This is a genomic window from Spirosoma sp. KCTC 42546, from assembly GCF_006965485.1.
Classification (GTDB): Bacteria; Bacteroidota; Bacteroidia; order Cytophagales; family Spirosomataceae; genus Spirosoma.
The window spans coordinates 801,899-824,708 of the sequence record NZ_CP041360.1; the positions used below are offsets into that span (position 1 = coordinate 801,899).

The 22,810-nt window shown below is 49.3% G+C and carries 13 protein-coding genes; 5 read left to right on the top strand and 8 right to left on the bottom strand.

Going from position 1 to position 22,810, the window contains the following annotated elements:
- Positions 1 to 81: 81 nt before the first annotated feature.
- The 6 genes from EXU85_RS03430 to EXU85_RS03455 all read right to left on the bottom strand — a co-directional run bounded on the left by EXU85_RS03430 (position 82) and on the right by EXU85_RS03455 (position 10,898).
- Entirely contained in the window at positions 82 to 1,692 is a 1,611-nt protein-coding gene (locus tag EXU85_RS03430; protein WP_142770728.1) for a DUF5597 domain-containing protein, read from the bottom strand.
- A gap of 179 nt (positions 1,693 to 1,871) precedes the next feature.
- The gene (locus EXU85_RS03435; RefSeq protein ID WP_142770729.1) at positions 1,872 to 3,500 is read right to left on the bottom strand and encodes an endo-1,4-beta-xylanase; all 1,629 of its coding nucleotides are present in this window, start codon (positions 3,498 to 3,500) and stop codon (positions 1,872 to 1,874) included.
- A 111-nt stretch (positions 3,501 to 3,611) separates the two neighbouring features.
- Positions 3,612 to 5,459: a RagB/SusD family nutrient uptake outer membrane protein gene (locus EXU85_RS03440; protein WP_142770730.1), complete on the bottom strand. Its 1,848-nt coding sequence runs from the start codon at positions 5,457 to 5,459 to the stop codon at positions 3,612 to 3,614.
- A gap of 23 nt (positions 5,460 to 5,482) precedes the next feature.
- A complete protein-coding gene (locus EXU85_RS03445; protein ID WP_168207731.1) occupies positions 5,483 to 8,911 on the bottom strand; it encodes a TonB-dependent receptor in 3,429 nt (1,142 codons plus the stop codon).
- Positions 8,912 to 9,151: 240 nt separating this feature from the next.
- The gene (locus EXU85_RS03450; RefSeq protein WP_142770732.1) at positions 9,152 to 10,270 is read right to left on the bottom strand and encodes a FecR family protein; all 1,119 of its coding nucleotides are present in this window, start codon (positions 10,268 to 10,270) and stop codon (positions 9,152 to 9,154) included.
- Positions 10,271 to 10,325: 55 nt separating this feature from the next.
- Positions 10,326 to 10,898 (bottom strand): RNA polymerase sigma factor, encoded by a 573-nt coding sequence (locus EXU85_RS03455; RefSeq protein WP_142770733.1) that lies wholly within the window; start codon positions 10,896 to 10,898, stop codon positions 10,326 to 10,328.
- Between the two features lie 621 nt (positions 10,899 to 11,519).
- On the opposite strand from EXU85_RS03455, the gene EXU85_RS03460 reads away from it, so the two are divergent.
- Genes EXU85_RS03460 through EXU85_RS35940 form a run of 3 tightly spaced genes read left to right on the top strand, consistent with a single transcriptional unit; the run spans position 11,520 to position 16,630 of the window.
- The gene (locus EXU85_RS03460; RefSeq protein WP_142770734.1) at positions 11,520 to 14,843 is read left to right on the top strand and encodes a SusC/RagA family TonB-linked outer membrane protein; all 3,324 of its coding nucleotides are present in this window, start codon (positions 11,520 to 11,522) and stop codon (positions 14,841 to 14,843) included.
- Positions 14,844 to 14,862: 19 nt separating this feature from the next.
- Positions 14,863 to 16,461 (top strand): SusD/RagB family nutrient-binding outer membrane lipoprotein, encoded by a 1,599-nt coding sequence (locus EXU85_RS03465; protein ID WP_371731985.1) that lies wholly within the window; start codon positions 14,863 to 14,865, stop codon positions 16,459 to 16,461.
- 40 nt (positions 16,462 to 16,501) lie between these two features.
- Positions 16,502 to 16,630, top strand: a complete 129-nt coding sequence (locus EXU85_RS35940; RefSeq protein WP_256366027.1) for a hypothetical protein — start codon at positions 16,502 to 16,504, stop codon at positions 16,628 to 16,630.
- Positions 16,631 to 16,805: 175 nt separating this feature from the next.
- On the opposite strand, the gene EXU85_RS03470 is transcribed toward EXU85_RS35940, so the two are convergent.
- Both EXU85_RS03470 and EXU85_RS03475 read right to left on the bottom strand, forming a co-directional pair.
- A complete protein-coding gene (locus EXU85_RS03470) occupies positions 16,806 to 18,386 on the bottom strand; it encodes a VCBS repeat-containing protein (protein WP_142770736.1) in 1,581 nt (526 codons plus the stop codon).
- 72 nt (positions 18,387 to 18,458) lie between these two features.
- On the bottom strand, positions 18,459 to 19,691 hold the full coding sequence (locus EXU85_RS03475) for an ROK family transcriptional regulator (protein ID WP_142770737.1): 1,233 nt from the start codon (positions 19,689 to 19,691) through the stop codon (positions 18,459 to 18,461).
- A 247-nt stretch (positions 19,692 to 19,938) separates the two neighbouring features.
- Here EXU85_RS03475 and EXU85_RS03480 point away from each other — a divergent pair, with 247 nt between their 5' ends.
- On the top strand, positions 19,939 to 21,096 hold the full coding sequence (locus EXU85_RS03480; protein WP_371731986.1) for a glycoside hydrolase family 18 protein: 1,158 nt from the start codon (positions 19,939 to 19,941) through the stop codon (positions 21,094 to 21,096).
- Between the two features lie 23 nt (positions 21,097 to 21,119).
- Positions 21,120 to 22,577, top strand: a complete 1,458-nt coding sequence (locus tag EXU85_RS03485) for an alpha-L-fucosidase (RefSeq protein WP_142770738.1) — start codon at positions 21,120 to 21,122, stop codon at positions 22,575 to 22,577.
- Positions 22,578 to 22,810 lie beyond the last annotated feature (233 nt).

A 22,810-nucleotide genomic window follows, 5' to 3' on the forward strand; every position in this document is an offset into this window, starting at 1 on the left:
GATTTGCAATCGGTTGCATTATTTTCATAATAAATTGTGTGAATATAAATAACGAGCCGAATTTAGCTACCAGAGCAGCCCCTAATATCGATACAGCGTCAGCTTCTGAATCCCAAACTCCCCGGTTGGAATCCGGATATGACGGCCCTGGTGATCCTGATCGCCGTTCAGTCGCCGACCCGGTTTCCACTTCCTGTCGATGTACGTTCCTTCGTCTAGTTGCAAAATTCCCGCATTGGGTGCTTCGGGCTTATCGGACGTACAGGTAATGACTATACCTGTTCCCGACACCGTAAACTCGTCAGGCCCTGTTTGAATAATCAGGCCGCCCGTCATTGGCCATTCTTCTTCCTTTGCTTTCGGCGACCAGCCCAGGGTGTAATCGTGTTTGCAGATAAACGTATAGCCACCTAGCCGGATGGTATCAATAGCCGTCTTTCTGTCAAACAACATTCCGTTCATGACACCTTTACCCTGATTGGCTTGAATAAGGGGAGTGAGTTGAGACAGAATAGTATAGCTTTTTGCAATCGGCTCCTCGGCGGGCTTCTCTGTCGATTCAATCGAGAACGGGGAGAAACCCAGAGCTTCATAATGCCCAATGGCGTAAAAAACTTTAGCGGCATCGGACGGTTCAAAGCGAATCTCCGGAATAAACAGCGGATTGTCTTTACGGGTATACAGATCGTTCCAGTACTTAAAATCGGGATTATAAAAGTCGGGAGAGAGAAAATCAAGTGCGGGTGCGCCTGCTTTCCAGACGTCGATAACGTGGGGTAGGGGCCCACCGCTGGGATAATCGCCGGGCTTGACATTCGGGCGATTCAGGGCCGCATTCACAAACATCGGTAACGGATAAATGGCCTTGCCCGCTTTTGTTACCTGATTGGTGTACACGGCAAAGTACCACGCGATAAACAGTTCGTCGGTGGCCAGACTCTTGCCGAATACCGATTCCCAGGTACCGCTGGTTTTTGATCCGTTGGCTTGCCAGGCGGTTCGGATGGCGGGTGCCAGTGATGCTTTGTTCGTTTGTACATACTGCATCAGTGCTGCCGGGACGGGTTTTTCAAAAGCAGCGTTTGCCAACGGCGAGTGATCCCGGGCTTCGGGCAGCATCCCGATCTCATTTTCAACCTGAATCATGATGACAGTCTGTTGCCGCTCGTCGGTTTCACGAATGTGACGCATGAGCGCACTAAATGCGCTTACATCTGCGTCAAGGGTATTTTTGTCAAATGGCGTCAGAATTTCAACGGCCTTTCCGCTCTTCGTCTGAACTCTGGGGAACCGTTTCGTATTGGTTTTGACCCAGGCTGGCGCATAGCAGGACATACTGTTTTTCCAGGCTCCGAACCACAGAAAGACCAGCTTGATCTGATGTTGCCGAGCCTCTTTAATCAACTCATCGACCAGCGTAAAGTCAAACTTTCCTTCCTGAGGCTCCAGCAATTCCCAATAGATGGGTGCCAGTACCGTGTTGACGTGCATTTGCTGCATCTTCGGCCAGATCGGTTGCATATACGCCATATCCGATGCGCTCGAATTACCGAGTTCACCACCCAGTATCAGGAAGGGTTTTCCCGAAACGATTAGTTGCGTTGCCGTTCCCTGTTTTTGCAGATGGGGAGGCTGGGCAAAAGCCGATAGTGTCAGGAAAAGGAAGATGAATTGGAAACAACGGTGGATCATCGGTGGGGGAGAGAACGGATTGACTTTGAAACGGCTTATATTTTTCTATTTCGGTCAAAAATGAGCATTTTTTTGTCATTCCGACGTCAGGAGGAATCTCAAGCTTGACTATTAATCCACTTGAGATTCCTCCTTCGTCGGAATGACAAAACACCATCAAAATAATTAAGTTAATATGCTTAATTCGCTTGCCCTTTCAATCCCTGCAACACACCCGAATAGGCTGGTTTCTTTGTGTAATCGGCATTGAACAAAAGGGGGGTGTCGATCTTTTTCTGCTGAAGAACAATCCAGCTATCCGCATCCGTGACGCCCCAGATCGTGATACCCGCCCGCTGAGCTGCCGGAACATAGCGTAGGTAGGAGTCGATCACATACTTGTACATAGCGGCCTGATACGCAAAAGCCTGTGGGTTTCGCTTTGGATCGAAATCTGCCTTGTCCAGCGGATTTGCGCGAACGTCCAGTTCCGAAACCCGAACCTTCAGTCCGGTAGCCGCCAGTTTCTGAAACGCATTGTCAATGCCCGCATAGGATGTATTGGTACTGATGTGCATCTGGGTACCAATGCCCGAGATTTTAGCGCCTTTGCCTTTCAACTCGTTTACATAGGCAATCAGCGAATCGAGTTTGGTACCGCTCGCTTCGAGATTGTATTCATTGATATACAACTCCGCTGCTGGATCGGCTGCGGCTGCGTACTGGAACGCTTTCAACGCCCAGTTGCGCCCCAGGTACTGCGACCAGAAAAAGTAATCGGTGGCACCGTTGGGTAGAGTAGTATTGGTGTTGGTCCGCAAGGCACCGGAACCATCGATCATCGGTTCATTGACCACGTCCCAGGCTTTTACTTTGCCTTTGTAATGGGTTACGGTTTTGGTAATGAAGTCGTTCAGCGCATTATCGACCCGCGTTGCAATCTCAGCACCTGTTGCCGGGACAGAAACGCTCGGATCAGTGATGGTTATATCGTCAATGTAATACGTGTTGGCTGTGCTGCCGACATCCAGGACCAGTTGGGTAGCAGGTGCATTCGCCGTAATTGTCCAGCTATACTGCGCCCAATCTGTACCAATACCGGTATAATCAGCACTGTACTGCGCGTTGGGTGCTGTTGACAGACGCATCTTTCCACCGGCAGCCTGCGCCTTGATCCAGAACGAAATTTTATAGGAACTACCTACGGTAGACGTGAATGCGGTACTAGCCAGTTGAACGCTATAGGGTTGCCCGCTCGCCGTAACCGTTGCCTTGAACGACCGGGTCCCACCGTGCACCTCAGCCCCCGAACCCGCCGACATGGACGATCCACCATTGTAGGCCGACCAGCCCGTGAAACTGCTGCCACTTCCCTGCTCAAAATCGCCATTGGTTAACAGGTTAGGCGCACCCGCCGAACTGGCACCCGCCGTGAGCGTCTTCAGATAAGTGGCATTTTGGTTCGTATGCCAACCCAGTGTATGACCAAATACCTCAAGCCCGGAAGCCGTTGCCAGATCGTAGAGTTGATCGGCTTGGCTGAAGTTTATCGTCCCGTTGTTCTGCACCAGCGCACCGTGTTTCATCTGGTAGCCGAAAGTGACAGTTTTGGCCTCGCGGGCTATGGTGCCCCGATACTTGGCATCGTTCACAAAGGGTGTATAATCAATAGCGATACCAATGGGGACACTGGTCGCGCTTTTTAAGGTCCCGCTGGTATCGGAAAAGCTACCCAGATTCAGGGTGCCTACGGCATCGGGTTTGCTACAGGAAATCAGTCCCGCACTCAATCCAAGTGCCAGTATATGAAGGAGATATGTCTTTTGCATGAATATTTAAAATTGAATGAATAATGGATAATGAATAATGTAAAATGGATGACATACCGATTATGAGCATGTTAATTATTGTGCATTTTACATTATTCATTATCCATTAATTTAATACCCCGGATTCTGATATTGTGCTTTGTTGGCGTCCTGCAAGGCGTCGAGCTGACTTTGGGGGATGGGCCGGAGCATGTGGAACGGCTGTACTTTGGGAGCGGCATCTGGGTTGCGGGTTTTCAGCCGATCCACCAGAATACCCCGTACCGCCAGATCAGGCCAGCGCAGACTTTCGCCACAGAGTTCGCGGGTGCGTTCGTCCATGATGTAGTCGAGCGTTATCTGCGAGGCTGAGTTTACTTTGATCTGAGCATAGCGTGCATCCACCTGCGCTGTCGTAAGGCCCGGTCGGTAAGCCGCGCGTTTTTTCAATACGTTAATCAGATCCACGGCCTCGGTCGATTTTCCCGTTTGCATAGCCGCTTCTGCCGCCAGCAAATACGTTTCCGATAACTTGCTCACCGGGAAGGGACGGCCCGATGCGTCCTGGAAGTTGGCGCGCTGTTTGGAATCATACTTTTTCAGATTCGGATACACGTTCAGCGTCCGGTTCGAAGGCAGGAAAAACTGCGAGGGGCCAACGACGAAATACTTCTTTTGCTGGGCACCCGCTAAGGCTTTCAGCGAATCCGCTTTTTTATCTGTGTTAGTTAGATAAATCGCGGTATCGCCAATGGCCAGACCATAGCTGTTGATGGTCGATACGTACGATTTATACGCATCGGTACCGGCGGCATCGTAGGTATCAGCTTTCCAGACCATGCGGAATGAGTTGTCGAAACGGCTATCGTTCCCCCGATCAGCAAAGGCGGTTTCGAGCAGCCATTTGGTGGGCGCGAAGTGGCGCAATGGCCGACCGTATTGCAGTACGCGACTGGTGAAAATAGTCTTTCCGGCAAGCGGTACATACGGGTAATTGCCGGGGACTGCCTGTTGGTAGTTCATGTTGAACAGATTGTTGGCCAGGTTTACTTTGTTGGCAAAATCAGTACTCGGGCTGGGCGATTCATTGGCTGCGTTGTTGAGTGGCATCCGTTCTACCGAAAACATGATTTCGGAATTATAATCATTACCTTCTTCCATCACCTTGCCAAAATCCTGCTGCAAGGCTGTTCCATAGGTCGACTGTCCATTGATCAGTTTTTTCGCCGTGTCATACGCATTCTGAAAATCACTGCCCTGTTTTACCGTCGAATAGCCCCGAAACAGATAGACTTTCGCCAGCATATGGAGCGCAGCCGCCTGTGATAGTTTGAAAGCGCCCGAAGGTCGGGTAATGGGCAGGTTGGCACTGGCATAAATCAAATCATCGATCATCGCCTGGTAATCTTTCACCAGCACATCATTCAGCGGTAACCGATAGAATGCCGTTGTGGGGGTTGTGTTGAATTTCAGATCGCCCGACCCCAGATTGACCGGAACGGCCCCGAATTGTTGCACCAGTAACAGGTAGAATTGGGCTCGTAAATACCGGGCTTCGGCAATCAGGACTGTTTTGGCTGCGGCATCCATTTGGACTTCTGGCGCAAAATCGACTACTGCATTGCACAGATTGATGTGCCAGTAATTTCGGTTCCAGGGCGTTTGAATCGCCCCATCATTGGAATTCAGCCCGTAGGTTCCTTCCTGAAACGCATCGCCCGTTAGACTTTGGTCGCCCATGGTCCACTCATCGGTGCCCATATTCGAAATGTCTAAGGCACCGATAGGGCCGAAATCATAGCGAAGGCCCGCATAGGCTGCCGTAACGGCACTTTGAAGGCCAGTGGCCGATTTAAAATAATCCGTTGTAAATACGGTATAGGGTTGTTCTTCCAGAATATCGTCTTTACAACCGAATGGCAAGCCGAGTAAGGCAAGGGTCAGCAACCGAACGACAGCTAATTTATACTTCGTTTTCATAGTCAGGATTTGTTGTTCAGGAATTAGAAACCAAGATTGACACCCACGATGAAGGAGCGGGTTGGCGGGGTATTCAGCGAAATGGTGAGCGCCCGGTTCGGGATGTTTCCGCCACTCTGCACAAACCCATTGGTACCCGTGCCGGTCGGCTCTGGATCAACGCCACCCGCTTTGACGTAGGGCGAGAACAGCAAAAATGGATTCTGCGCCTGCACATAAACCCGAACAGAGCGTGCGCCTAACCGACTCAGTACGTTCGTGTTGACCGTATAGCCCAGATTGATGCTTCTGATTTTGACGAATGATGCATCATAATACCCCAGCGTTGACCAGGCATTGCTGGCGTTAGGTGGTGTTATTTGCGACGAGGGCATCGGGAACGCATTCGTTGGATTCGTTGGTGTCCAGTAATCGACAGCTAGCTGATTCCGACGGCCATCCAGAATAGCCAGGTAACCCGCATAAGGCTGGTGAACACCGCTGACAAGCGTGCCTCCGATACGGGCGTAGGCAACGAATGAAAAGTCGAAACCTTTGTAGGTGAATCGGTTGGTGAGACCTCCCTGTAGTTTAGCCTGGCCACTCCCGATGATGGTCCGGTCGTTGTCGGCATCGATCTTGCCATCGGGTTTGCCATCGGGTCCGCTGATATCCCGTACTTTAATCTGACCCGGTACCTGACCAAATGTAGCGGCCTGGGCGGCTTCGTTGATCTGCCAGATCCCCAGTTTATCGTAATCATAAATCGCCGAGAGTGGTTGCCCTACGTGCAGACCATTGGGTATGTTTCGTACAAACCCATCGTTCAGACTCAGTAACTTATTCCGGTTGAAGAACAGGTTCAGATCCGTCGACCAGGTAAAGCCGCTTTGAGTTCGAACGTTAACACTGCTCAACGTTATTTCCAGCCCCTTGTTCTCCATCTTCCCGATGTTGGTCACGAAATTGCCCGGAATTCCCGACGACGACGGCAGGGCCAGACCATAAAGAATGTTGTACGTTTGGGCATTGTAGTAGTCAACCGAACCCGTCAGGCGATTGCCAAAGAGACCAAAATCCAGACCGATGTTCGTTGTGCGGGTGTATTCCCAATCCAGGGCAGTGTTGGGAGCTGCGTTTACATAATAGCCACTCTGGATGCTGGTGCCGTAGTTGTACAGAATTGGCACGTTCACGTTGCCGTTCGCAATGGTATTCGTCACCCCACCCAACGAGGAATACGGGGCAACGGCCTGATTCGAGGTTTCGCCCCAGCCAGCCCGTAGTTTCAGGTTGGTAATTACTTTAATGGGATTCATGAAGGCTTCGTTGGCAATATTCCAACCCAGCGAAACCGCCGGGTAGTTGTGCCATTTATTAGCCAGCCGCGAAGACCCATCCCGACGTCCCGTTATGGTAAGCAGGTACTTATCATTGTAGGCATAATTGACCCGCAGCATGTAGGAGATAAGCCCCCAGGTTGATTCGCTCCCGCTTAGTGTTGGCCGATTTGTTGCCGATTGTTTCGCCTGACCCAGGTTATAGAACTGGATGAAGTCCTGGTCAATCGAGTCGACTTTTGCGTAGCTGTTGTACGTGCGGTCAACCTGCCGACTGTATAGGCCCGTTAAGCTGATCCGGTGTTTTTTAGCAATGGTTTTATCATAGGTCAGCAGGTTTTCAATGGTATAGCCGAAGCCTTCGATGTTATTGACACTGGCTGTATTGCCCATTTTCACCCGGAAATAGCTGTCGGCTCCCTGAAACTGAGCCTGTTGCTCCTGCCGATAATCCAGACCCAGATTCAACCGGTATTTTAATCCATCAATGATCTGAAATTCAGCATACAGGCTGTTGAAGGTACGGAGACGACGTTTCCGGTCAACCCAGTTATTGTTGTTGTTGAATAGCAACAACGGGCTGTAGGTGTTAGCCTGATCATCCACGTTACCCGCCGGGGCTTTCACGATACCGCCATTGGCGTCATAAGCGGGCATTAGTGGGCTCAGCGACAGGATGTTGAACATGGGGTTTACGAACTGATCGCCGTTGGTAATGCCCAGGGTGTTCAGCGTATTCAGGCCCAGTTTAAAGCGTTTACCGATTCGGGAGTCGATGGTGGCGCGCAGGGAGTAGCGGGTAAAGTCCTGTCCGGGCAACACCGTTGTTTGCTTAAAATAACCACCCGCGAGCGAGAACTGCGTGTCTTGCGTGCCGCCCGACAAACCCAGACTATTATCGCTGATAAAGCCGTTTTTGTACATCAAATCCTGCCAGTCTGTGGTGCGTCCGGTCTTGATTGACTCCAGTTCTTCGAGCATGTAGCCACCGTTGAAGACCGAAATGTCCCGCAGTGCACGGTACTGATCGGCATTATAAACGGGGTATCGCCGGACTACGGTGCTAACGCCATAATAAGAGTTAACCGTCAGTTTGGCGGGGCCAGCCTTCCCGCGTTTGGTCGTAACGAGAATAATCCCGTTGGCTCCGCGCGAACCATAAATGGCAGTCGCTGAGGCATCCTTCAGCACTTCAACCGATTCGACTTCATTGGGGTTAATGTCATTCAGGTTGCCGCCTTCAAAAGGAATTCCGTCCAGTACGATCAGTGGATCGTTGGAGCCGTTGATGGAGCGTTCACCCCGGATACGAATCTGTGCACCCGCACCCGGTTTGGTGCCAATCTGCTGAATTTCAAGCCCCGCAGCCCGCCCCTGAAGGGCTTGTTGCAGGTTGGCAACGGGCACTTCACGCAGGGCTTCTGAGCTAACCGACGCTACCGAACCCGTAATATCACTCTTCCGCTGTGTACCGTAGCCGACCACCACCACCTCATTCAGTGACTTAATATCTGTCACTAATTTGATATCTATAGCTGACCGATTACCAATCAACACTTCCTGCGACACGTAACCAATGAAGGAAAAAATCAGCGTGCCGCCACTATTGGGCACATTTACTGAGTACCGGCCATTAATATCCGTTACACTGCCGGTCTGCGTTCCCTTCAGCAAAACGCTCACACCGGGTAGCCCTTCACCTTTCTCATCCGTTACTACGCCGGTTACAGCCCGATCGACCCGTTCGGGTTCCAGAACAGTCTGGGGCTGTTCGGTGGGCGTGGGGAGAGTGAGCCCTACAGAAGGGTCATTCGGGACACGGGTCAGGATAATCTGCTGACCCGATACATTGTAGCTCACCCGTAACGGAGATAGCAGGTTTTCCAGTACCTCCCGCAGGGTTGTGTTCTGCATCGAGAACGACACCAGGCGTTTAGCCGGTACGATCTGCGGGCTATACGAAAATTTGACGTCCGCCATTTTTTCAATATCCCGCAAAACGGCTTTAATATTCTCGTTTCGAACAGTCAGGCTGAGCCGTCGATCCAGTAGCTCCTGGGCCGTTACGTCGGTGGCCCAGGATGCACTCATGAACAGCACCGCCAACAAGGCTTGTACACAGGTAATTTTCATACACCTTACTATAAAAGGAGTAGGTTTTTTCATAGTTTTGATTTGTCAGTTCGGTTTGCAAAAAAATCGGGCAAAACAATCCCCGTCAGCCTGAATCGGGCCGTATCACCTAAGGGGAAGAATCCAGCCAATGGTGCTTGTCCCACCATTGGCTTTTCACGAAAAATTGGGGAGCAGTAGCGAGTAATTACAGATTCATAGCATACAGGTTAAGGTTAGCTTTAGGGTTAGTAAGATTTTTTACTGGCAATTTCCTCCGTTCACAATCACCTGACCATCCAGAATTTCGTAGGTGGCCCCAACTGTTTTGCAAATAATATCCAGCTTCTGTTCGAATGACTCGGCTTCCAGCGATGCACTTAACTGGCAATGGACCAGTGCTTCCTGATTGAAGCGAATGTCGATTCCGTAGGCGTCTTTTAAATCCTGAAACACCCGAGCAATAGGCGTTTCGTCGTACGAAAAGTGAACCGACTGCTTCTTTACCGTAGCCAGGATATGGGGTGAATCGACGAGGGTCTTATTAAATTGCTCGGTTTGCCGGGAGAACACAACCTGCTGGTTGGGCAGCAGCAAAACGCCTTTGGTATCAGCGGATGCAGTTGTCGTTTGGGGTGCTTGAGCCAGATCGCGGTAAACGGATACCTGCCCGGATTGAACGTCAACACGTACTTCGGTTTCTTTCTCGAATGCCCGAACGATGAACTTCGTTCCCAGCACTTTCGTCACCACTTCGTTTGCGTAGACCAAAAAGGGCTTGTGTGGATTTTTAGTGACCTCAAACGTAGCCTCGCCTGACAAATAGACGGTTCGGGTTTGCTTCCCAAAATCAGCTGCGAAACTCAATCGACTTCCGGGAGCCAGAGAAACGTCGGAGCCATCGGCCAGATGAATCGACTGAGGTTGCGTTGTCGTATTTATCGTTTCAGTGAATGCATGTTTAAGTACGGTGAGGTGTTTTTCGTAAGGAGACTCTACCGCATTCGTCAGTTGGAACCAGAAACCAACTCCCAGCGCGAGAAGCACACAGGCTGCGGCAACCCATCCCATCCTGGCCCAGCGACGATTCGGTACCTCAACGATCAGGGTTTCCTGCTGTGCATTCGTCTGTTTAATTCGACTGAGTAGCGCATGGATGGCCTCCTCCGACAACTGCGTTTGGGCATAGTCGTCGAGACCCAGGCGAACGGCCTTTAGTAAATCAACGGCCTGTTGCCAGTGTGCGTACCGATGCGGATGTTGATCAAGCCAGTTCGCCCAGAAGACCGTCGATTGGGGCGTGGGCGTAAGCTGATGCGTAACGAACGAGTCGTCAGTTAGAAAATCAGCGGATGAAAAGGTCTCGTAAGCGGGTCGCACAATCTACCGGGTTTGTCAGTAGATGACGATTTTTGAAAAACGTACTCACTTAATCCTAAAAAAAATGGAAAAAAGTTAAAAAGGGGAGAACAATCCAGCCACGAAGCTTCTCAACGGCTCGAAAAACCAGATTTTTAGCCGATTGCTGATTGACTGATAATACTTCCCCGATCTGGTTGTAATCCATATTTTCGACAAAGCGCAATTTGAGGGCTTCCTGTTGGCGCGGGGGCAACTGGGCAATGAGTCGCTGGAGACGTTGCTGGCGGGAGGTGGCCGCTTCCAGTTCTTCCAGAATTTCCAGATCGTTTGGTTCATCCCAGAGCGTATCGAAGTCGGTTTCGGTTAACGACTGGAAAGGGCGCTCTTTGCGCTCGAGCTGATGGATAATTCGGGTTTTGAGGGATTTGAGTAAGTAAGACCGAACGTTGTCGGGGGTAGTCAGACGCGAGCGTTTTACCCAGATTTCCGTAAATACATCATGGATAGAATCCAGCACGAAGGCTTCGGATGCCGACACCAGACTCATGCCATAGCGGTACATAGCCCGAATATGCAACTGGTAAAGTTGCGTATAGGCGTCCTCATCACCCGTCTGAAACGATTTCCAAAGTTGTTGTTCGTCCACCTCGGTATCAACTAATCAATTCACGTAGTACAAATGCGAATTGTATCAATAAATCTAACAAAAATAAGACATAAATCAGCTAGTAGGCAGGTTGGGATATTGCCAGATGTGCCGTGATGGGTTCACTTTCTGTGCCTCTGTGGTTAACAATTTTGCGTGTTTACTGCTAAAAGGTCAGCTAAAAAAAACGCGTAGATGACTAACGATAATGACAGGATATAATCTTTTACCTGCACACGCAACAGGCAACGCTCTGGATAAATGGTATTCAACAGTTTTAGGGGGATAAGTCCAGTTGCCGGGCAATTTCCTGATTGGATAACTACTGATAACGACTTAAAAAGAAAACCTTCTGGGCCGTCTCGGGTAATGGACAAATCAAACCGGGGCACACGACTTAACAAACAGATCTAAGTATAAACACTCAACACGATCTGTTCATCCTCCTTACGTATTTATTTTTTTGATAAGGACACATGTCGTCACAAATACCTGCCTGCTTATGTGGGTAAGCCAACTATAAAGTAATATTTTAAAAAATTTTATTTTATGATGTGGGGTTAAAGAAATTTATTAATATTGTATAAAATTTCTCTAACTTAAGCTTAATCAGATTATTGTATGGCAAAAGATTTACTGAGGCTTGTTATCCTACTGTTGATAATAAGCACGCCCGCATTGGCTCAGTCGATTTCGGGTAGGGTTACTGCAAGCAATGATGGTCAGCCGTTACCAGGTGTCTCTATTGTGGTAAAAGGCAGCACGTCGGGTACCATTACAGATACGGACGGAAAATACACGATTGCCGCTGCCAAAAACAGAGTATTAGTCTTCTCGTTCATTGGCTACAAAACCAAGGAAGTTGCAGTCGAAAACAGAGCTACTGTTGACATCGTGCTGGACGAAGATGCTTCCTCAATTGATGAAGTTGTTGTAACGGCTCTGGGTATTAAACGGGAAGAGCGCGCATTAGGCTACGCTACGGCTGTTGTTAAGAATGATGCCCTGATTAAAACGGCATCACCAAACTTTGCCACGGCACTTTATGGTAAAGCTCCTGGTGTAACCATCAATGCTACGCCGGGTGGCGCAACCAGTGCTGTAAGTATCAGCATCCGGGGCCTGGCTTCCATTACTGGTAATACACAGCCACTGATCGTCATGGATGGTATCCCCATTCGGAATGGTGAAGTACGGAACAATGATTATTGGGGTGACCAGCGTATTCGTGGGAATGGCCTGCTTGACCTAAACCCGGCCGATATTGAAAACATCTCAATTCTCAAAGGTGCTTCGGCAGCTGCGCTTTACGGCTCCGAAGCGGTGAACGGCGTGGTCCTGGTGACTACCAAAACGGGTAAAGGCAAAAAAGGCCTGGGTGTAGATTTCAGCGCGAGCTATAGCGAAGATAAAATTGCCTATCTGCCACGTTATCAGAACGTAAGAGGTCCCGGCTACTTTAAAAATTATGCGGATGGTGGGCAGGATGCCAACGGATTCATCTCCTACGATACCGATGGTGACGGAAAAGGCGACACACGTGGATTGCTCGGGGCTACGGTCAACTTCGGCCCCAAGTTTGATGGCCAGCCGGTTATGGCCTTTGATGGAGTAGTTCGACCTTATTTACCCTCCAACAACAGTTACGCTAATTTATTCCAGGCTGCCCACAGTGCAAACATTAACCTGGCAATCTCGAAAGCAACGGAGAATTCAAACCTGCGCTTTTCGTACACACGCCAGGATAACGGAATGATTAGCTATGGCGCGAAAAACGAAAAGAACATCATGAACCTGAATGCCAGCTTTAATATCAACCCAAAGCTGAAAACGGATCTGATGGTTAACTACGTCAACCAGTATACGCATAACCGCCCCTACAAAGTGGATCGCATGATCAACAACTTTACGGGGATGATGAACCGGTTTGAATCGGCCGACTGGTATTTCAATAAATATCAGACGAGCCAGGGCTATAAGTACGTGACTGGAACGAACCAGAGCTTAACACCTGCCGAGAACATCATTCGGAATGGTTTCAAAACGGATATTGGTGATTACGTATGGAGCACCCGCGCCAACACTTACGATGAGTACAGCAACCGGGTAATCGCCAGCGTTACGCAGACCTGGAATATTCTGGACAACCTCTCGCTTCGTGGCCGGGTTGGAACGGACTTTACCTCGGAGCGGCTGGAAGATAAGCAACGTAGTGATAAGCCGTTGGCTTTTGGTTATTCCGGTTCCTTCTCGATGAGCAACAACTTCTACAGTAATGTCTATACAGACGTTCTGCTTAACTATACCAAGAAGTTGAACGAAGATATGACCGTTTCGGCCAGAGGTGGTTACACGGCCAACAAGACGCTGAATACATTACTACAACGGTCAACCAACGGTGGATTGAGTACCGAAAATTTCTTTGATGTCTCGGCTTCTGTCAACACCGCAAACGGTAGTAACACTCGTGACCGCTACGTTCGGGATGCCTTTTTGGGTACGGTAAACTTTGATTATAAAAACTTCTTCTTTGTTGAAGGGACGATCCGTCGTGACCGCACATCAACGCTGGCACCGGGTAATAATGCGTTCGTTTATCCGTCCGTAAACTCGAGCCTGGTGTTCAGTGATTTATTTAGACTGCCTAACGCTATCAGCTACGCTAAACTGCGGGCTTCGTGGGGTATTGTGGGTAACTATCCAGCTATCTACAGCGCCAACAATGCCTACAATCAGGGAAGCCTGAGCTTACAGCAGGCGGGTGGTAGCTCAGTTCTGTATACCAACATCAGCAGTGACTACGGCAATGACAAAATCCGCCCTGAGCAGAAACATGAGTTTGAATTCGGTTTGGAAGCCCGGCTTTTCAGAAATCGCCTGGGCGTCGATTTGTCTTATTACAATGCACAAATCGTCGATCAGATTCTGCCTTTAACCATTGCCGCCAGTTCGGGTGCCAAGTCGGTTCTGGCCAATATCGGTACGCTTAGAAACCAGGGTCTGGAACTGGCGTTGAACATCTCACCGATACGGAGCACAGGCACGAATGGGTTGAACTGGGATTTGACGTTGAACCTGGCTAAAAACAGCAACAAGGTAGAAAAACTGACCAACAATTCGACTGAACTGTTACACGCCGACTACGACGGTAATGCTGCTCAGTTACGCTCTACAGTTGGGCAGCCAATGGGTGATATTTACGTCCATGGTATCCTGAAAAATGCCGATGGCAAGAACGTAGTTGGCCCCAACGGTATCTATCAACTGGATGGAAACAACTGGATCAAGGCGGGCAATGCCATGCCGAAATTGACGGGTGGTTTGCTGAATAACTTTAGCTATAAAGGCTTTAATCTGGACGTAGTTGTTGACTTCCGCTACGGTGGCTCTATTATGCCAACAGGTATTAACTGGCTGACATCAAGGGGTCTGACGGAAGAAAGCCTTACGGCTATGGATGCTGAACACGGTGGTCTGAGCTATTATATCGATGCAAATGGCAAAGGTGTTCAGACGACGGCTTCTGCCGGACCAGGCGGCCAGGTAGTATACCACGATGGTATGTTGATGGACGGCGTACTGCCAACTGGCGAAGCCAATACCAACGTTGTTTCGCAGGCTGTTTATTACAACAGTACGTACAACTGGGGTGGTCCTCAGTACAGCAGTTCGCGCTATGAATTGTATGTGAAGGAAAACACCTACGTCAAAATGAGGGAGATCTCGTTAGGCTATCGGATTCCGGCCAGCATCACCCGTAAAATTGGCACGCAGAACCTGACCCTGTCCGTATTTGGTCGTAACCTGTTCTTTATCTACAGAACCATCAAAGACCTGGATGCTGAGCAAACCAACGTGGGTACGAAATGGTCGGATAACATCAATAACGCTGGTAACAACCCATCTTTCCGTACAATGGGTGTCATGTTACGTGCCAGCTTCTAACCTTACTTCAGTCATGAAAATGAAAAAAATATCTTTCCTGTTTTTAGGTGGGCTTCTCCTGGCAAATGTGTCCTGTAAGGAGTCTGATTTTTCGGAAGCCTATCCAAACCCTGCCAAGATTGCTGAGACAACCGTTGAAAAGCAGTTTACGGGCGTCCTGTATGCTAACAAAGATTATGTGCTTCCGGGCTATCGGTATTACTTTGTTACCCTGAGAACCTCCCTAAACCATTACAATCAGGCAACGGGCTGGGTTAATTCATCAGGCCAGTACATTCCGGGGTCGTCGGGCGTGGAAGACGTATGGTACAACTATTATAACATGCTGGCGCAGTATCGGGAACTGCAAAAAGTGTACGCATCGAAAACGGCAGAACAGCAGAACGACCGGAAAATATTCATGCTGGCAGCCGCGGTTTACGTGTATGATTACACAGCCAAGATGGTCGACTTGCTAGGCTCCATTCCGTTCAGTGCAGCTGGTTTATTAAGCACCAATGGGGGAGATTACCTGGCTTCCAGCGCCAAATTCGATACCGCCGAAAGTATCTATACATTCTTGCTGGATGATCTGAAGCGTATCTCGACCGAGTTGAACGGGATTACGTTGAACGCCGGTTACCAGAAATCGTTTCAGACGCAGGATTTCCTGAACAAAGGGGATGTAACAGCCTGGAAACGGTATACAAATTCGCTTCGTTTGCGGTTGTTGAACCGTGTTTCGGATGTGGACAGCTTCAAGTCGCGGTCGAATACCGAAATGGCTGAGATTCTGGGGAATGCAACAACTTACCCCATAGTTGAAACCAACGCGCAGAATATTCAGATCAACGTGTATGATATCAACACAGATATCAATTCGAAAGGATTCCAGGATGGTTTAGAGTCAGCGGGCTGGTTTGGTAATACAGCGGGTAAAGCGATGATCGACAATATGAATGCGAATAACGACCCCCGTTTACCTATCCTGTTTGAGCCAGGGGCTAGTGCAGGTGGAAAGTACGTTGGTATTGATCCTACAGCTACGGAAGCGTCTCAGACGGCCCTGTTTAATGCTGGCCAGGTTGCGATCTATAACCGCTTCACGTTAAGCCGTAATCAGTTCTTCCCAGGTGTGCTGATCAATGCTGCGCAAATGAACCTGATCAAAGCGGAGTATTATTTGAGAACGGGTAATGATGCTGCGGCAAAAACGGCTTACGAAACGGGAATTACGCAATCGGTTCAATTCTATAACGGAATTCTGGCACTGACCAACGCTACGGGTATTACAGGCTCTACGATCCCAACAGCGGCAACTACGGCTTCCATTTCGGCCTACATTGCTGGGCCGGGTGTAAGCTGGAGCAGCGCAACTACCAGTGCCGACAAGCTAAAGTTGATTGCTACCCAGAAATGGCTGCACTACAACCTTGTTCAGCCCTACGAAAACTGGTCAGACCTCCGCCGGCTGGATTATCCAACGTTGAGTTTCCAGGTTGATAACGCGAACAACCAAACATTACCTCCTGTTCGTTGGACGATTCCGGGTAATGAAATCACGTACAATGCAACCAATTATGCCGCTGTGAAAGCAACGGACAATCTGAAAACCAAGATTTTCTGGGATGTGAAATAAGACGTCCCGGTTCGGTAAGACAAATTAGTGTTTAAGTTAAATGGGCAGGCCGCTTGGTTTGCCCATTTTTGTTGTTTGGGCGTTCCCCTCACCCAAAACGGGAGAGGGGAACGCCCAAAGTCCCGCTCTGTTCTCGCTTGGCTTTCCGACCGGGCTGGCGTACCAGTGAGGATTAGTATTTTAACGGCCTCTGGCCGGTATCATGAAGAATAATTCTAATATGGGCCAGAGGCCCTTAAAAAGATAGCTCTCACTCGGCGTAGCCAAGCGTGAACGTGGAGGATAAACAGCTCTCTGTTTAACTCCGTTTATCCTCCGTTCCTCTGTGTTTAAAAAATCCTGCTCTATTTCCCCTTATTCTCCAGCACCAGCAATTGCGGAAAAGACGTAATGCCTTTAAAGAGCAATTGGGTCATTTCGCCAACGGTGTGAAAATAGGAGCCCAACACAATGTCGATATCTCCATCCTGATCGAAGTCGGCGGCTTCCATGGTCAACCATTTTCCATAGGCGGCTTCTGGTGTGCTGAAGGGCTTGAAGGTGAGTTTTCCTTCGTTGGCCAGGTAAATAAATCCCTGTTCGGGTTGGGCCAGATTGGTGTAAAAAGATGTGGCGGCAATGTCGAGATCGCCATCGTTATCAAAATCCCGGGCAACGGCTTTGCTAGCCCCGTACATCGGATAAAACCAGGCTTCTTTAAAGTTGTCTTTTCTGTCGTTTAGGTAGATACGCACCCCGTGGTAATTTTTGTTAATGGCCGAGTAATCCCAATTGTCGCCGTTTGCCAGCAGAATATCCTGAAAACCATCCTTATTGAAATCAACCAGTTCGAAATAACTGGACCCGAATAGGGGGGAGAAACGTAGCACGGTTTTTTCTTTAAACTTGCCGTTTCCCTGATTATAAAATATAGATATCTCTTCCCGAGCCTGGGCCATCAGGACCATGATGTCGGGCTTTTTATCGCCGTTGAAGTCGGCAATTTCCACTTTCCGGGCACCGGGAAACGCTTTCAGAATATGCTCTTTGGTTGGCTCAAAATCATCGTACCAGAACAGCTTTCCGGCGTTGTTGCCAAACCCACAGATAACCACATCTTCGTTGCCATCGGCATTCAGGTCGCCTGCTGCAAACTGAACGGGTCTGGGCAATCCTTTGATATTGATCGGAACAGAACCTGCTTTTGCGGATCGCTCCAGTGTCATGAGTCGGCCCAGTTGCTGGTCGGATGGGCTAAAAATGCCAACGGTGAGTACCCTCGGAGCGGCATTCTTGGGAAAATCTATATCGGTCGGTGGGGTATCAACCAACCAGGTATCTTTCAGCAATGTGCCGTCTGGCTGCAATTTCCCATCGAGCACATAAACGACGTTCTGCGCATCACCCACGTAAAGCTGAGCCGTATTCTTATCGTATTTCAGCATCGTTGTCTGCGGTACCGGCTTGTTGCTAAGCACGAGTTCCTTTACCTTGAATAAGGGAAGCTGATTCGTAACGTCCGGATGCGATTTTTGTGGGAGTGGTTCTTCAGGCGCGGTACGTTCGTAGTAGCGTACAATTTTGTCCCAGTCTTGCCTTGGTAACGCGGGCGTTTCGGGATAAATGTTCAACTGGCTGATGGCTTTTTCTTCCTCGGGCGAGAGGGCTCTCAGCGTATCCTGACCGGGTTGTTTGATGCCAAGCCGCATCCCCATGTTCGGCAGTACGCCCGTAACCCAGGTCTTTTTGTCTAATAGTTCAGGCTCGGGAAACAGATGGCAGCTACTACAGTAACGGACTGCCAGTTGCCTGCCTGCATTAAGTGAATCAGTCAGCACGGCTTCTTTTTTGTCCCCGTTATTCGTAGAGTTGTTCGTTTCGATGTCAGAAAAAGAAACTACACCGAGAGAAATAAAAAGTAGCAACCCGATTTTAATAGAAGCCATCAGGTGATTCGTAAAAGTTAAAGTGCAATCCCACGTTGCACCCCTCTCTGTAACGGGAGAGGGGCTAAAAATTTACACGTCCATAAACAGACTTTCTATAACATACGCGTGCGTACCGAGCCACTTAGCCGCTCCCTGGAGCTGCGTCACCTCAACCATCAGGTTGTTCCGGAATCCGCTCAGACAATGTTTGTTGATCGCCTGCCGGATGGAGTTGGTGATGAATAGGGAGTCTTCTGCCAGTACGCCATCAACGATAATAATCTCCGGATTGAACAGCGTAACGGCAATGGCCAACCCTTTACCTAATTGATAACCAGTCTCATGCAATTGATCGATAGCGAAGGTGTCGCCCTGATTGGCAGCCTGGATAACCTCGCTGATCGTAATATGGGAAGGGTTGTCGCGGTAGCTAGCTAATTTGGTTGCCTGACCCGCGAGTACTTCCCGTTGCACCCGCTTCACCAGGGCCGATGCGGAGGTGATCGTATCCAGGCACCCTATTTTGCCACAATAGCATAATTCGCCCTGTGGGTCTACCTGAATATGACCTAACTCACCCGCAAATCCCGAGGCACCGTGAAAAACCTCTCCATTGCTAATAATTGCCAATCCTACGCCCCAGTCAATGTTGATCGTCAGGGCGTGTTGCTTGCCCTGGCTACTACCAAACCGGTGTTCCCCCAGCGCGGTAGCTTTCGTGTCGTTGATCATAAAAACAGGCAAACCCCATTGCTGCTCCAGCCAGACCTTAATGGATTGCTCGGGTAAGCCAAGGTCAGGATAGCTCAAATTAAGGCCCTGTCGCGAATCAATTAGCCCCGGCATCGACAACCCGACCCCAATAACATCTGTTTTGGCAATGCCTGATTCGGCCAGTGCTTCGTTCACGAACGATACCAGAAAATCCGAAAAACTGGCTTTGTTCTCCAATATGGTATCGGCGCTATGCTGGAACACAATCTGTCGTAGCAGATTAACCAGCATTAGCTTCGTTTCGTGGGTGTTGCTATCTAGAATAAGGGCATAATGGCCCACCGGATTCAGGCTAAACAGAACGGGCCTTCGCCCATTGTTGCCGGAAACCGTTCCCAGGGTGCTTACCCAGCCTTCGTCGATTAACTGTTCGATTATGAGTGTAACAGAAGGAACACTGGTATTGAGCATTTCGGCCAGTTTGGCCAGTGTGCAGGAGCCTTCCTGATACAGGTATGAAAGTGCCCTCTTGACTTGCTGGTTTTTTTTAAAAGCAACAATAGACTTTTTGGTAATACTGGGGCCTTCGGCGGGGATAGATGTGAGCATAGGTAATAACGACTACTCGGCTAAAAGCCGTCGCTTAAGTAGAAGCGTATAAGTCTGTACGGGTAGAAAGGCGTACTAGACCTATTTCTATTTAATAATCCAGAAAACTTATATACATACTACTAGTATGCAGCTTTTATGCCATTTATCAGCATAGTTAATAAATATTTTTTTAAATAAGGTCATATTATTAAAAAAATTTAAAATATAGGTATCTTTGTCTCGTACTCCTTTTTACCAAAGAATAGTGAAGCCACGTATATTATTGCCAGCTTTTTTATTGGCCGTTTCCTTGTTCGGCCTATTGCTACCCTATTCCTATACGGTAGCTGCTCAAACGCCCCCAAAACGGTACGTACTCATTGGTTACGTGAGTGGAAACGGGTGGACGAAAGATCAGATCGAAGCCCGTAAACTCACGCACATTAACTACGCATTTACCGTGCCCGCCGAAAACGGTGAATTTGCGCCCATTACGCCCAAAGATTCGGCTAACCTGGCCGCGTTAACCTCGCTTCGGTCGGTTAATAAAGACCTGAAAATACTGATCTCGGTCGGTGGTTGGGGTGGTTGCAAGTATTTCTCAGATGCTGCCCTGACGGATGCTTCACGGCGGAAATTTGCCAACAGTGCCGTGGCGTTCCTGAAAAAACATAAGCTCGATGGCGTTGACATCGACTGGGAATACCCGGCTCAGATTGGCGCAGGCAATATCTTTCGGCCCGAAGACAAGGGGAATTTTACCCTGTTCCTGAAAGCCATTCGGGATCGGCTCGATGAGCAGGGGAAGGTAGACAAACGCACAGGCACAAATCATTACCTGCTAACGGCTGCCACCGGGGGCGATACCGCTTTTGTGAGCCATACTAATCTGGGTGAAGCGCAACGCTACCTGGATTACGTCAACATCATGACGTATGACCTTTACCACGGCAACGATAAAGTAACGGGGCATCATAGTCCACTGGCGCAATCTAAAAAAGGTGATCAATCACGCAACAGTTCTATTTCGGCCGTAGAGGGACACATTAAGGCGGGCGTTCCTGTTCATAAAATTGTACTGGGTATTCCGTTTTACGGGCGTGGCTGGGCCGACACTCGTCCGGTTGACAATGGTTTGTACCAGCCTTCAACGGGTAAGCACTCATTCATCAGCCACGATGAACTGGTGGACAAATACATCAACAAAAACGGATTTGTCCGCTACTGGGACGCCGACGCCAAAGCGCCTTATCTGTGGAATGCGACCTCACATACCTTTATTTCTTATGGCGATGCCGAATCATTCGGACCGAAGATCGACTATGTGAAGAAAAAAGGACTGGGCGGCATTATGTTCTGGGAATACATCTACGACCTGAAGCATAAAGCGCTTCTTGATCCGGTGGTCAACGGCCTGAAATAACCCTATACTGACAGTTCCTACCCATGAAGAATACCTATTTTAATTCATTGTACTACGGCTGGCTTCTATCCCTTTTGCTGGTATCAAGTACCGGTTTCGCTCAGCAACATTCCGAACAAAACCACGCGCACTACGTACCACCCAAAGACAGTCTGGTGAGCCGAAAACTGGCCCAATGGCAGGACATCAAGTTCGGGCTGCTCATGCACTGGGGCACTTACAGCAAGTGGGGCATTGTGGAGTCCTGGTCGCTGTGCCCGGAAGATGAAGGCTGGTGCGAGCGCCGGGGGCCCTACGCAGGCAACTGGTACGAGTACAAAAAGGCGTATGAGGATATCCGGACAACCTTCAACCCTACGGAGTTCAATCCTGAACGATGGGCTTCGGCGGCTAAAGATGCGGGTATGAAATATGTGGTGTTCACCACGAAACACCACGACGGATTCTGCATGTTCGACACCAAGCAGACAGACTACAAAATCACCGATCCGAAAACGGCGTTCTCGTCGAATCCACGGAGTAACATCGCCAAAGAAGTGTTCAGTGCATTTCGTGACAAGAACTTCATGGTAGGAGCTTATTTCTCAAAGCCGGACTGGCATATACCTTATTACTGGGACCCCTATTTCCCGCCCAAAGATCGGAACGTATCGTATGCGCCCAAAAAATACCCCCAGAAATGGCAGCAGTTCAAAGACTTTACCTACAACCAGATTCAGGAACTGATGACGGATTACGGTAAAATCGATATTCTGTGGCTCGATGGTGGCTGGGTCCGTCCGGCGTCTACGATTGATTCTACCATTAGCTGGCAACGCACCATTCCCTACGATCAGGATATCGACATGGCGCGTATTGCCAGCATGGGCCGTAGTAAACAGCCGGGATTGCTGGTCGTAGATCGTACCGTAACGGGTGAGTTTGAAAACTACGTTACGCCTGAGCAGTCCATTCCCGATGCGTACATGCCCATTCCCTGGGAGTCGTGCATGACAATGGGCGATTCGTGGTCGTATATCCCGAAAGAGAACTTTAAGTCGGCCCGCAAATTGATTCACACACTGGTGGACATTGTCGCTAAGAACGGCAACCTGCTCCTGAACATAGCGCCTAGTCCCAACGGCGACTGGCACCCCGAAGCTTACCAGCGGTTACAGGAAATTGGGGCCTGGCTGCGCGTCAACGGTGAGTCGATTTACGGCACAAAACCCGTAGCGCCTTACCGGCAGAAGCAGTGGGCTTATACCGGTAACGGTAAAACGAAGTACCAAACGTACCTGCCCGCCGAGAAAGAAACCGTACCTGCAACCATTACACTTAACAACGTTACTCAAAGCAAACCAACGGTAAAACTGCTCGGATACGCCAAATCGCTGAAAGCCAGTAAAACAGCAGAAGGTTTGGTTGTTGTCCTGCCCGAAGCCGCACGACAATTATTGGCCGCACAACCGGCCTGGGTTTTCAAACTGGAAGAAAAATAATTCTCATGTTCACGCTTGGCTTCGCCGAGTGTGTGCTATTATTTCAAGGGCCTCCGGCCCGTTTGGGATATTAGTTTGCGTCACACCGGCCAGAGGCCGTAAAATAATAACACACACTCGGCGAAGCCAAGCGTGAACGTGAGTAAACAATCGGGACCAGTGCGCATAGTTTTCAACTTCTCCGAACAATCGCCGGAAAGGCTAACTAAAGGCCTTGTTACATTATTCTGATT

What these genes read in the sequence shown, in the direction of transcription:
- EXU85_RS03430 (WP_142770728.1), bottom strand. Translation starts at nt 1,692, where the DNA reads ATGATCCACCGTTGTTTCCAATTCATCTTCCTTTTCCTGACACTATCG.
- EXU85_RS03435 (WP_142770729.1), bottom strand. Translation starts at nt 3,500, where the DNA reads ATGCAAAAGACATATCTCCTTCATATACTGGCACTTGGATTGAGTGCG.
- EXU85_RS03440 (WP_142770730.1), bottom strand. Translation starts at nt 5,459, where the DNA reads ATGAAAACGAAGTATAAATTAGCTGTCGTTCGGTTGCTGACCCTTGCC.
- EXU85_RS03445 (WP_168207731.1), bottom strand. Translation starts at nt 8,911, where the DNA reads ATGAAAATTACCTGTGTACAAGCCTTGTTGGCGGTGCTGTTCATGAGT.
- EXU85_RS03460 (WP_142770734.1), top strand. Translation starts at nt 11,520, where the DNA reads ATGGCAAAAGATTTACTGAGGCTTGTTATCCTACTGTTGATAATAAGC.
- EXU85_RS03465 (WP_371731985.1), top strand. Translation starts at nt 14,863, where the DNA reads ATGAAAAAAATATCTTTCCTGTTTTTAGGTGGGCTTCTCCTGGCAAAT.
- EXU85_RS35940 (WP_256366027.1), top strand. Translation starts at nt 16,502, where the DNA reads ATGGGCAGGCCGCTTGGTTTGCCCATTTTTGTTGTTTGGGCGTTCCCC.
- EXU85_RS03470 (WP_142770736.1), bottom strand. Translation starts at nt 18,386, where the DNA reads ATGGCTTCTATTAAAATCGGGTTGCTACTTTTTATTTCTCTCGGTGTA.
- EXU85_RS03475 (WP_142770737.1), bottom strand. Translation starts at nt 19,691, where the DNA reads ATGCTCACATCTATCCCCGCCGAAGGCCCCAGTATTACCAAAAAGTCT.
- EXU85_RS03485 (WP_142770738.1), top strand. Translation starts at nt 21,120, where the DNA reads ATGAAGAATACCTATTTTAATTCATTGTACTACGGCTGGCTTCTATCC.